Below are 11,618 nucleotides of genomic sequence, written 5' to 3'. Positions count from 1 at the left end.
TCGGGGTGCTTGAGCAGTGGCCTCGATGCGGAGCATCGTGGGCGCTGGGCAAGTGCCGCGAGGTGCGTGCCTGGGCGCCGAAAGCGCCGTCGAACTTCCGACTCAGGACACTAGGAGCCGGAGCACCCGACCGCACCCGAATTGCTGCGGCGATCAATGCCCCAGTTGGCCGTGGCCGTGGTTCTTGAAGCGCTTCTTGTGGCGTTTGGCTGAGGACTGACCGCCGACGCCGCCGAAGAGGGCCAGGCCCTTGACCACGACGACGGGCGCGTCGGGATGCGGGTCGTCGCTCCCGCGGGCCCCGAAACCGCCGAAGATGCCGACGCCCTCGTTGCGGACGGTGACGCCCTCAGGGACGGTGATGTCGATCCCGCCGAACACGGCGAACGCCCAGATCGTCACCTCGCGGCCCTCGAACACCGCGTCGGTCATGTCCAGGTCGTGCCCGCCGAACACCGCGACCGCGTTGGTCCGGCGCTTCACCCGCCAGCGGCCGGTCCGCTCACCGCCGCCGAAGATCGCCAGCATGGTGTCGAAGCTGTCCTGCGGGTTCGCCGGCTCCTCGATCGGGACCGGGCTGTTCGACGTGGCCGGCTGGGCCATCGGCGTCGGCAGCGCCGTCGTCCCGCCTGGGATGACTAGGTCACTGGTGATCGGCTCGAGCTCGCCGAGGGTCTTGGCCTGCAGCGTCTGCTCCAGCCGCTCGGCATGCTCGTCCTGAGACAGCCGCCCCGACATCAGGGCTTCCCGCAGTACGTCGACAACCTGGTCGCGATCGGTGTCGGACGCGCGCAGCCGCGCATGCGGGTTCTGGCGGTCGGGCAGGTTCTCCATAAGACCGAACGATATATCGAGACAGGCCCGAAACGGAGCCTGAATCTTCCGGATCGATTCCCTGACCGCCGGGGTCAGGTCAGGGTCGGTGCACGGCGTACTCGGACGGCGAACAGCACTGCGATCAGCGTGATCGCGGAGAACGCCAGGGCGGTGCCGGGGTAGCCGCCGAGCCCCAAGCCGAGGCCGCCGATAGCCGCGCCGAGGAACGTGCCGAGGCTCATCCCGGCGGCGTTGACGCTGAGGGCCGAGCCGCGGAGGTCTCCACTGCGGCGGACCAGAAGAGTGGTGACGCAGGCGGCCACGGTCGCGTGGCTGGCGCCGAGGAGTGCGGTCAGGAGGAGAGCCAGCGGGAGTGTCGGGGAGAAGTAGAAGAGCGCGACGTTGGTCAGCGCGACGCCGAGGCCGATGAGCAGCATCTTCTCCGGGCCGATCCACGGTCGTTCGAGCGCGATGTAGCGGCCGGTCAGGAGGTTGCCGAGGAAGAACGATGCGCCGCTCAGCGACCAGACGAGCGCGAACCAGCCCGGGGCGAGGTCGAACTTCTCGTCATAGAAGGCGGCGAGATAGGCCAGGTAGCCCATGAAGGCAGCCGTCCGAAGCATCGCGACCACCAGCAGCGGGAGGGCGCCAGGGACCCTGGCCAGCTCGCGGTACGTCGTGAGGTAGCTCATCCGCCGGCTGCCGCCGGCCCGCAGCGGTGCCTTCCGGCCGCGACCACGCCAGAAGAACGCGGCCGACAACGCCAGCGAGACGACCGATGCGGCGAGCAGGTTGCCCCGCCAGCCCCACAGCAGCCCTGGTACGGCGAGAACCGGCGCAGCCAGCATCGCCATCATCGAGGTAGTCGCGGACACGAGCGTCGCGGCCCGTCCGGCCGCGGCCGGAGACGTGAACCGATCAGCCGCGGCCGCACCGATCGACGGCGCCAGGATCGAAGTGGATGCCCCGATCAGCAAACAGAACGCCGCCAGCGAGAACACGTTGCCCACAGCACCAAGTGCCGCCGAGATCCCCAGCAATGCCAGCCCACCCGCAGCCACCAACTCCCGCGCCAACCGGTCGATCAACGGCGCCACCAAGAACCCGACCACCAACGCGGCCAACCCACCCAGGCCGCGCAACCCTCCAACCTCGGCCACATCCCCACCAGCCGCGGCCGCGATCGGCACCAGATACATCCCGAAGACCGTGAACGGAATCAAACTCACCGCTGAAGCCACCAAGAACGGCCACAACCGCCGCACCATCGACAAGTCCCCAGGTACGTCTGCCGGTCGCCCGCCGACGACGTGTGCAGTGATCGCTGGGTTCTGACTAGGGCTGCTCATGTATCCGTCCTGGAGGGGTAGCGGTAGAGAGTGGTGGGGCGGGCACTGAACTGGGAGAAGGGGAACGGCTCAGCGGAGAGGGCGGTGACTCCGGAGCCCAGGAAGGCGCGGACGACGGCGCTGCCGGTCTGCGCATAGATCGCCAGCGGCTTCGCTTGCTGGCGGCAACGGTTCAGGAGTAGGTCGAAACTCCCGTTGGACAAGGTCATCCCGGTCGCCACGACGGCGTCGGCGGCATCGATGACCTCGGTCATGTCACGCGACACCAGCAGCCCGGATGCGGTCTCGCGCAGGTTGAAGTCGCAGGGTAGGCAGATCCCACCTCGCTCGGTGATCGCGTCGACGAGTGGGTTCACCACCCCGATCAGCGCAACCTTCCAGCCCGGTCGAACGTCGAGCAGCCCGGCGACCGCCGCATCCCGGGCCCGTGCGCGGATGTCCGGCGTACCGGCGGGGAGCACGATCTCCTCGGCTCCGGACGCCGAATGATGCGGCTCCACCGAGGCGAGATAGGCGTCCAGCGCCGCGATCTTCACCGGCAACGGACCATCCGCGATCAACGCGTCCAGCGAGACCCCGGACGCATCCGCGCAGTACGACGGATCGAGCTCGCCCGCCTCGAAGGAGCAGGCACCGAACACCTCGCCCACGCGGAGCAGGACGTAGTAGTTCCGGTACGTCACCTCGGCCCCCGGCAGCCGAGTCGTGTGGTGCAACCAGAACGCGCTCGTGACAGACAACGTCGACGGATCCGGGCCAAGCGAACCGGCGAGGACGGAGGAGGTGAGCGCAGCCACGGAAGCGGTCATCGGCCAGCCTTTCGGTCGTCGGTCAGACCAGACACTAATGCGACGGAGTCGCAGATGGAAACTCCTCGTGCCGTGTCCACGCGGATTCCCGGCGGTCCCACGACATCGCCGACCACGGCACCGCGAGCTGGTCCAGCGAGTCGATCTCGCGCGGGCGCATCGACTCCATCGGCCGGGCATCGGCGTGCCGGGCGAACGCGGACTCGACGTACCGCGTCCCGGTGTCGGCGGCCAGGAAGACGTGCTTGCGGCTGCTGTCGCAGTTGTGTTCCCACAGCGCCGAGAGGTACGCCGCGCCCGCGGACAGGCCGGCGAACACCCCGGACGTCCGCAGCAGGTCCACCGCGGCCGACATCGCGTAGTCGAACGACACCCAGTGCAGCCGGTCGTACAGCTCGTGCCGGACGTTGCGGAACTCGATCGAACTGCCGATCCCCGCGATGATCATCTCCGGATCCTGGGTGTGCCCGGCGCCGAAGGTGATGCTGCCGAACGGCTGCACGCCGACCAGGTTCACGTCCCGGCCGCGATCGCGCAGGTACTCCGCGATCGCGCCTGTCGACGCGCCGGTCCCGACCCCTCCGACGAGACACAGCGGACCGGCCGGCACGAGTTCGGCCACGAGATCCGCCACTGCGCCGTACCCGAGGTAGTGGATGTCGTCGTGGTACTGCTGCATCCAGTGGTACGACGGGTTGTCGCGCAGGATCTCGCCGATCCGGCGGACCCGGAGGTTCTGGTCGAGCTGCAGGTTGTTCGACGACGGCACCTGCTCGACGGTCGCGCCGAGGATCTCCAGCTGGATCTTCAGCGTCCGGTCGACGGTGGTCGAGCCGACGATGTGGCACCTCATCCCGTAGCGGTGACAGGCCAGCGCCAGCGCGTGCGCGTAGATCCCGCTCGAGCTGTCGATCAGCGTGTCGCCGGGCTGGACCGCGCCGGTCTCCAGCAGGTGCCGTACGGCGCCGAGCGCGGAGTACACCTTCATCGTCTCGAACCGCAGGCAGATCAGGTGATCCCCGACGCGGATCGGATCCGGGTCCTTGATTGCCTCCGCCAGGTGGTCGTGCAGTCGCGTCATCGGCGCGGTTCGCTCCTCGTGTCGAGTGTCAGCACGGGCGGAGATTGTGGGTGACCGATCGAGGCGGCCCTCACCAGCCGCCGGGTCAGTTCGTGGCGTGGGTCGGTCATCACGGTCGCGGGTGGTCCCTGCTCGACCACGCGACCGGCGTCGACCACCAGGACGTGATCCGAGACCGCCGCGACCAGGCCGAGGTCGTGGCCGATCCAGATCAGCGCGGTGCCGCCGTCTTTCAGCTCGGTCAGTAGCTCGACGACGAGCGCCGTACCGTGATCGTCGAGCGCGGTGGTGATCTCGTCGCAGATCAGTACGTCGGGGTGGGCGAGGACGGCCCGGGCCAGCGCGGCTCGTTGCAGCTCACCACCGGAGAGGCGGCTCGGCGTACGGGCCGCGGTCATCGCGGAGACGCCGAGGCGGGCCAGGGTGGCGACGGCTTCGGCGTGGGCCTGCTCGGGGTCGAGACCGCGGAGACGTTGGGCTGTCCGGGCGACTTGCTGGTCGACCGGACGGCGTTCGTCGAACGAGCCGCGGACCTCCTGCCAGACGTACTGGACGCGGCGGGTCTGGGTGCGTGATCGCTTGCGCAGGACGGGTAGTGATTCGTCGTCGAGCAGGAGCCGGCCGGTGTAGCGCTCGTGCAGGCCAGCCAAGCAGCGGGCCAACGTGGTCTTGCCACTGCCGGAACGGCCGACGACGCCCACGCACGCGCCCGGGCGGACGGCGAGGTCGATCTCGTGCAGGATGGGGTCGCGGCCGCGGGGACGCAGCGACGCGGACAGCTTCATTGCCTGGAGCAACGGATGCCCGGTGCTGGTGGTTCCCGATCGCTCCAGGTCTGGTGCTTGCGGGAGTACGTCGGGACCGCCGGAGTCGATCACCTGGCCGGCGGACAGCACCACGACGCGGGTGGCGAGTGCGCGAACCAGGTCGAGATCGTGACTCAGCAACAAGATCCCGAGTCCGTCGGCGGCGAGTTCCCTCAGCTCATGGACCAACTGCAGCCGGGTGATCGAGTCGAGGCCGGTGCTCGGCTCGTCCAGCACCAGCACCTCCGGGCGGCACGTCAACGCCTGTGCGAGTGCGACCCGCTGCCGCTGCCCACCCGAGAACTGATGCGGAAACCGCCGCAACGTCTCGCGATCCCCCGGCAGCTGTGCCGCCCTGAGTGCTCCCGGGACCACGGATTCTCCACGATGATGCAGCCCCTCGAGCTCCCGCAACGTCGTACCGATCCGCCGCGCTGGGTTGAGCGCGCTCCCCGGATGCTGGGGCATGTACGCCACCACCCGCCCTCGAACCCTGGCAGCCGCCGTGGTCACCCCGTTGCCGTCAACAACAACCTCGCCCCCAACCTCCACGACTCCCTCCAGCCGAACCCCCTCCCCAACCTCCCCCAACAACGCCAGCGCCGAGGTTGTCTTCCCCGAGCCCGAAGCCCCCACCAACGCCGTAACCTCGCCCGCTACCACCTCGAACGACACCCCATCCACCAGCACCGCGGACCCGGCGTACGCCCCGAGCCCCATGACCCGCGCCACCACGCCCGGCACTGTCCCACCCGGCTCCGCCACCACCCCCAGCCCCGGCCCACCCGGCTCCGCCACCACCCCCAGCCCCGGCCCACCCGGCTCCTGCCGCGTCTGCTGGGTTGACCCAGCAGACGCGGGGTTGGCCAGCCGGATTCCGGGGGGCAAACCCACCGACGGGTGGGTCAGCCCACGAGATGGCGGATCGGTGGGCCGGTCGGCGGGCGGATCGGTGGGCCGGTCGGCGGGCGGATCGGTGGATGGGGTGGTCATTGGGTCGCCTCGGTGGGGCGGCGGGTGTGGTGGAGGAGGCGGTCGGCGAGGAGGTTGAAGCCGAGCGTGAACGAGACCAGGAGGAGGGCGGGGGCCAGGACGGACCACGGTTGGAGGAGGAGGCCCTCGCGGTTGCGGGAGATGCTGACGGCCCAATCGGGGGCGGTGGGACTCAGGCCCAGACCCAGGAAGTTGACCGAGGCAACCAGGAAGACCGCGAGGGTGATGCGGGTGCCGAGGTCGGCGGCGACCGGGCCGAGGACGGAGCGCCCGACGTACCCCAGGTTGATGGTGAACCAGGACTCGCGTTGCATGCGGAGAGCCTCGACGACCGGGCTGCTCGCAGCGTCCAGTGCGGCCGCCCGCACCAGCCGGGCAACCGTCGGAACGTTGACCAGGGCAACCGCCAGAGTGATCGCCAGTGCGGACGCTCGCCAGCCGACCGCGACCACGCTGATCACGAGCAGCGAAGGCAACGGAAGCAGTACGTCGAGCGGCCGGATCAAGCCTTCGTCCAACCACCGGTGCCGCGTCGACGCAGCCACCAGCCCGATCAAACCACCGATCACGTACGCGATCACCACCGCACCGATCGCCATCCCCAGCGCCGTCCGCCCACCAACCAGCAGGAGCTGCAGCACATCCCGCCCCAACCCATCCGTCCCCAAAACCCCCTCCGACGCATACGGCAACCCAGGCTCGGCCCGGACCCGCACCAGAGGCCCAAACACCGCAACCACCACAGGAACCCCAACCAACCCCACCGCCACCACACCCGACACCCGCCCACCGACCGCACGAGACCATCCGAGAACGGCGGCACGCGTACGCCACCGAGCGGCGGGTGCCTCGAGCCGGGCGGGCGAGGCGCCGAGCCGGCGACCATGAGCGCGGTTCATCGGAGTAGTTCCGTTCGGGGGACCAGGCGGTTGCAGACCAGGTCGGCGGCGAGGTTGAGGAGGAGGGCTGCTACCGCGAGGACCAGTGTCAGGCCCTGGACTACCGGGACATCGCGGGTTTCGACGCCGTCTACCAAGGCGGTGGCGAAGCCGGGGATCGCGAAGATTGCTTCCACCACGAGGACCCCGCCCAGCAACGTATCCCCGGTCCGCGCCAGCTCCTGGACCCCGGGGACCGCGGCGTTCGGCAGCACGTGCCGCAACAGCAACCGCCGTCGCGGAACCCCGAGCCGCCGCGCCTGTACGACGTACTCCGCGCGCAGCGCCGTGATCGTCCCCGCACGGACCTGGCGTGACAACAAGCAGACCGTCCGCCCAAGAAGTACCGCGACCGGCAGCACGAGCAACACCGGGGAAGCGAGCAATGACCCGCCGATCCACGTCGCCGGCAACCACCCGAGCTTCAGCGAGAACACCGCCACCAGCAGCACCGCGATCACGAAGTCCGGAATCGCACTCAACGCCAGCGTCACCGACGTGATCACCCGATCGAGCCGCCCGTTCTCCCGTGTCCCCATCACGATGCCGAGGGCAACAGCCAACGGTACGACGACTGCGAGCGTGGCCAGCGTGAGCACCAGCGTCGCCCCCACCGAGCTCTTCACGATGTCGACCACCGGTCCCCCGCTGATCAACGACGTACCCAGATCGCCCCTCAACACGTTGCCGAACCAATCGACAAACCGTTCCACCAAAGGCTGATCCAGCCCAAGCTCAGCACGCAGCCGCAAGACCTGATCCGGCGTTAGCGTCTCGGTGAACCGCATGTCCGCCGCGTCTCCAGGCAACAAGGCAGTGAGCACAAACACGAGCACCGAGAGCACAGCCAACTGAACGACGGCGAGCACGGCCCGCTGTCCGGCGTACCACCGCATTCAGGCCAGCCACACCTTGTCGAACCGGCCGGAGTCCAGGGTGTTCGGCGGCACCGCCTGCACCCCCTGCACCGTGGCCGACACCGCGACCAGGTAATCCGGCAGCCCCCACGCGAGAATGCCGCCCTCATCCCGCAGCGTCCCCTGGAGTTCGCCGTACTTCGCCGACCGCGCACCCTCGTCCGTCAGCCGCTGCGCAGCCGCAAACCCGACATCGAATGCGGGCCTGCGCCAATGCGTCACGTTGAACGGCGACTTACTCAGCAGCCGATCCGTGACGTACTGCGGAATCGGCATCGCGCCGGATCGATGGTTGCCGATGACACCCTTCGAGAGCAGGTCCTTCGCATACGTCTGCGCACTCCCCGGGACCACCTTGAGCTTCACCCCGGCCTCGGCGACCTGCTCCGCGAACAGCGTGGCCGACTCGACGAACCCTGCCGACGCATCCGCGGTCAGGAACTCGATCTCCTTGTTCACCAACCCGGCCTTCCTCAGCAGGTTCTTGGCCTCCGAGACATCCCGCCCCCGCTGCGCCAGGTCGGCCGGATAGTACTGATATCCCTTGCCGAACAGGTCGTTGCCGACCTCACCCCGCCCGGCCAGCACCACGTCGACCAGCCGCTGCCGGTCGGCGAGCAGCTTGAACGCCATCCGCGCGTCCGGGTTGTCGAACGGCGGCTGATCCACCTTCATGACGAACGCCTGCATCGTGCTGGCTTTGGCGGCCACGATCCGCACCGTCCTGCCAGCTGACGCGGTCCGCGCGAAGGTCGCGGTCATGTCGTTCGCGTACTCCGCCTGTCCGCCGTGTACGGCGTTCGCCCGGGCCTCGGAGTCGGCGGAGAGGATGTGCACTTCCTCGATCCGGGCCGGCTCGTCCCAGTAGTCGTCGTACCGGTTCGCGATCATCGAGCGGCCGGCCTCGAACGAGACGAACCGGAACGGGCCGGTTCCGACCGGTTTCGCCGGATCCTTGAATCCGTCCCGCACGATCTGGGTCCCGATTCCCGCCAGCAGGGCAGGGAACTCCGCGTTCGGAGCGGTCAACGTCAGCTCGACCGTGCGCGCATCGACGGCCCGGCTGCGCCGCAGATCCAGGGTCGCCAGCGACGACTGGGCGACACGCGCGGGCACGGCCGGGTCGGCGATCCGCGCGAGGCTGTAGAGCACGTCCTCGCTGGTCAGCTTGCCGCCGTCATGGAACGTCGCATCCCGGAGGCTGAACCGCCAGGTCGTCGCCTGTCCGTCGTGCTCCCACTTCTCGGCCAGCCGCCCCACTGGCTTCAGATCGGACCCCAGCTCAACCAGCTTCTCGTACGTCGCCTTGTGCCGCGCGATGTCCACGAACAGGCTCTGCACGTGCGGATCGAGGACCTCTTTGGCACCGCCACCGGCGTACACGGCCCGCAGCCGGCCGCCGTTCTTCGGTTGGGCAGCGGCCTCGCCATCTGCGCCGCAACCGGTCAGTCCGGCCAGTGCCGACGCACCGGCCAACCCCAGGAACCCGCGTCTGTTCAGAGCATCGGACACGCGCCACATCCTCACGTTAGTGAAAACGATTGTCAAATCCAGCGCGCATCCGAACCCGACGCCATCATTCTTCCGACACCACCCACCCACTGCCCTCCGTGACGGCGTGTCACTTCCGCATACCGGGAGTCACCACCAGAAAACGAGAGCCCGCCCCGGCGCAGAGCACCGGGGCGGGCGAGAGACGTGAAGTGTCAGACAGCGGCGGGGACTCGGACGCCGGCGAGGGCGTTGCTCCAGCTGATCACCTGGTCGAGCATGGCGTGGACCTCAGGCTCGTGGAAGTCGGCCGGGGCGAACTCGGAGTAGTTCTTGAAGTCGGTGGCCAGCGACAACGTGACCTGGTTGCGGACGTCGGCGACCTTGAGCTCGCCCATCACCAGACGCAGGTGCTCGACCGCACGGGCGCCGCCGACCGCACCGTAGCTGACGAAGCCGGCCGCCTTGTCGTTCCACTCCTTGAACAGGAAGTCGATCGCGTTCTTCAGCGCGCCGGAGGTGGAGTGGTTGTACTCCGGGGTGACGAAGACGAACCCGTCGAAGGAGGCGATCTTGTCGGCCCAGGCGTGCGTGTGCGGCTGGCTGTACTGGCCCAGCGACGGCGGCAGGGCCTCGTCCAGGTGCGGCAGCTTGTAGTCGGCGATGTCGACCAGCTCGAACTCGGCGTCACTGCGCTGCTTGGCGAGATCCAGCACCCACTGAGCCACGGCTTCGCCGTTACGGCCCGGGCGCGTGCTGCCGAGGATGATCGCGATCTTGGGCATGACTGTTCCTTCACGAAGAGAGGGCGCCCGAAGGCTCTTTGGTGATGCATCACCAAAGTAGCCGATCGAGATGACATGTCAACCCAAGGGTCGCAACTCTCACCTGCTGGGACCGCCGGGGTGATCTATTCCTCGCAGTCCGGTGTCGCGCACGGGTTCGCGGGCACCGCAGTGAGGACGCGTTCGAGGAGGACGCCGAGCTGGCCCTGCTCCTCGGGACTCAAGTGGTCGAAGAAGTAGCTGCGGACGGCCTCGACGTGGTCCGGTGCGGCCGCCTCGATCGCCTTCCGGCCGAGGCCGGTGAGCCGAATCATCGAGCCACGGGCGTCCGACTCGCACTCCTCGCGGGTGACCAGGCCACGCTTCTCCATCCGGCTGACCTGGTGCGACAGCCGGCTGCGCTCCCAGCCGACCGACTTGCCGAGATCGCGAGTGCGCAGTACGCCGTCCTCCGCGACGGACAGCGGATGCAGCAGGGCGTAGTCGGCGCCGGACAGCCCGGAGTTCGCGATCAGCCGGGCCTCGAGGGCGCGCGTCAGCTCGCGATGCGCGTCACGGTACGACTCCCACAGACGCGCCTCACGCGCATCCAGCCACCGTGGTTCCGTCATCCACCCAGTGTACGGACATCTGTTGACATATCACCGAGTCAGCACGTCACGGCGTGCGCGAAAGGGCAACGGCCAAGCCCACAGTCCCGGCCATGATCAGCAGCTCGATAATCGCCAAGCGCCGGAACGCCGCCGGATCCCCGGCCGCCAACTCCGGGAGCGTTGTCCGCCGATGCCACCACCCGACCAGCACCAGCATCGCGAACGCCACGGTCTTCGCGAACACCAGAGCGCCGTACCCGCTGGTGACCCATTGCGTGATCAGCGCCCAGCCGTCGTCCCGCCCGCCGAGGTGGATCTCCGCGGTCAGCAACCCGGTGACGCCGATCGCCATCGCACAGACCAGTGCGAGCCGGCTGAACCGCTCGACGGCCTGCTGATCCCGGGCATACCGCAGTACGGCGCCCAGGCCGCCGATCCACGCCGTCGCCGCGAAGACGTGGACGACCAGTGAGGTGGTCGCGAGGACGGACCACACGTTCGTTCGCTCGATCGCGCCGTGTCCAGTGAGCAGCGGACCGGTCAGTGCAGCTGCGGTGAGCACCGCCGCGAACCGCGCGCCACGGACCGTCCTGCAGCCACTCAGGACAACCGCGAGAATCGCCGTCAGTACGACGGCCACCGCCAGAGCCCTGACTTGCAAGAGCTCCCCCGCCACGGACGCATGCTCGGCAAGGTGCGACAACGGGATCCCCAGGATCACCGCGCCCGAGGTGATCAGCCCGCCGATACTCGCCACCGCCCAGACCGCGGCCGCGATCGCCGCGTCCTGGCAGGCCCGCAAACCCTTCGGCGACAGTCTCCCATCAGTTGCTGGAAGCAACAGTATGACCGCTACGAGTGCACCGCCCGTCGCCACCGCGGCAGCATCGGCGACGAAACGCAGTACCGGAACCGACCAGGACAAAGGCATCCCGGCACCGATGAGACCGGCCGGCAACGGTTGCGGCGCACCGCCGGCCGCGAGCAGGGCGACGACCATCACCACGATGCCAGCGGCAACCATTCCGCCAGCGACGGCC

The 11,618-nt window shown here is 68.7% G+C and carries 11 protein-coding genes; all 11 read right to left on the bottom strand.

Annotated elements, in window-relative coordinates; translation table 11 throughout:
* Window positions 1-153: 153 nt before the first annotated feature.
* The 11 genes from AB0I34_RS23325 to AB0I34_RS23275 all read right to left on the bottom strand — a co-directional run bounded on the left by AB0I34_RS23325 (window position 154) and on the right by AB0I34_RS23275 (window position 11,602).
* A complete protein-coding gene (locus tag AB0I34_RS23325) occupies window positions 154-834 on the bottom strand; it encodes a DUF1707 domain-containing protein (RefSeq protein WP_360448225.1) in 681 nt (226 codons plus the stop codon).
* Between the two features lie 74 nt (window positions 835-908).
* Window positions 909-2,084 (bottom strand): MFS transporter, encoded by a 1,176-nt coding sequence (locus AB0I34_RS23320; protein ID WP_360448235.1) that lies wholly within the window; start codon window positions 2,082-2,084, stop codon window positions 909-911.
* Window positions 2,085-2,161: 77 nt separating this feature from the next.
* A complete protein-coding gene (locus tag AB0I34_RS23315) occupies window positions 2,162-2,974 on the bottom strand; it encodes a DUF364 domain-containing protein (RefSeq protein ID WP_360448223.1) in 813 nt (270 codons plus the stop codon).
* Between the two features lie 34 nt (window positions 2,975-3,008).
* Window positions 3,009-4,055: a pyridoxal-phosphate dependent enzyme gene (locus tag AB0I34_RS23310; RefSeq protein ID WP_360448220.1), complete on the bottom strand. Its 1,047-nt coding sequence runs from the start codon at window positions 4,053-4,055 to the stop codon at window positions 3,009-3,011.
* Window positions 4,052-5,854: an ATP-binding cassette domain-containing protein gene (locus AB0I34_RS23305; RefSeq protein ID WP_360448217.1), complete on the bottom strand. Its 1,803-nt coding sequence runs from the start codon at window positions 5,852-5,854 to the stop codon at window positions 4,052-4,054. The genes AB0I34_RS23310 and AB0I34_RS23305 overlap by 4 nt, the downstream gene beginning before the upstream one ends.
* Window positions 5,851-6,507 (bottom strand): ABC transporter permease subunit, encoded by a 657-nt coding sequence (locus AB0I34_RS23300; RefSeq protein WP_360448214.1) that lies wholly within the window; start codon window positions 6,505-6,507, stop codon window positions 5,851-5,853. The genes AB0I34_RS23305 and AB0I34_RS23300 overlap by 4 nt, the downstream gene beginning before the upstream one ends.
* Before the next feature lie 242 nt (window positions 6,508-6,749).
* On the bottom strand, window positions 6,750-7,688 hold the full coding sequence (locus tag AB0I34_RS23295; protein WP_360448212.1) for an ABC transporter permease: 939 nt from the start codon (window positions 7,686-7,688) through the stop codon (window positions 6,750-6,752).
* A complete protein-coding gene (locus AB0I34_RS23290) occupies window positions 7,689-9,230 on the bottom strand; it encodes an ABC transporter substrate-binding protein (protein WP_360448232.1) in 1,542 nt (513 codons plus the stop codon). It lies immediately after the preceding gene.
* Window positions 9,231-9,415: 185 nt separating this feature from the next.
* A complete protein-coding gene (locus tag AB0I34_RS23285) occupies window positions 9,416-9,985 on the bottom strand; it encodes an NAD(P)H-dependent oxidoreductase (RefSeq protein ID WP_360448210.1) in 570 nt (189 codons plus the stop codon).
* A 125-nt stretch (window positions 9,986-10,110) separates the two neighbouring features.
* Complete coding sequence (locus AB0I34_RS23280; RefSeq protein ID WP_360448208.1) at window positions 10,111-10,596, bottom strand: MarR family winged helix-turn-helix transcriptional regulator; 486 nt, start codon at window positions 10,594-10,596, stop codon at window positions 10,111-10,113.
* A gap of 46 nt (window positions 10,597-10,642) precedes the next feature.
* Window positions 10,643-11,602: a CopD family protein gene (locus AB0I34_RS23275; RefSeq protein ID WP_360448206.1), complete on the bottom strand. Its 960-nt coding sequence runs from the start codon at window positions 11,600-11,602 to the stop codon at window positions 10,643-10,645.
* Window positions 11,603-11,618 lie beyond the last annotated feature (16 nt).

The sequence above is a fragment of the Kribbella sp. NPDC050281 genome (assembly GCF_040655855.1).
Lineage (GTDB): Bacteria > Actinomycetota > Actinomycetes > Propionibacteriales > Kribbellaceae > Kribbella.
Note: the sequence above shows the minus strand (reverse complement) of the source record. Positions and strands in the feature narration are given on the sequence as shown.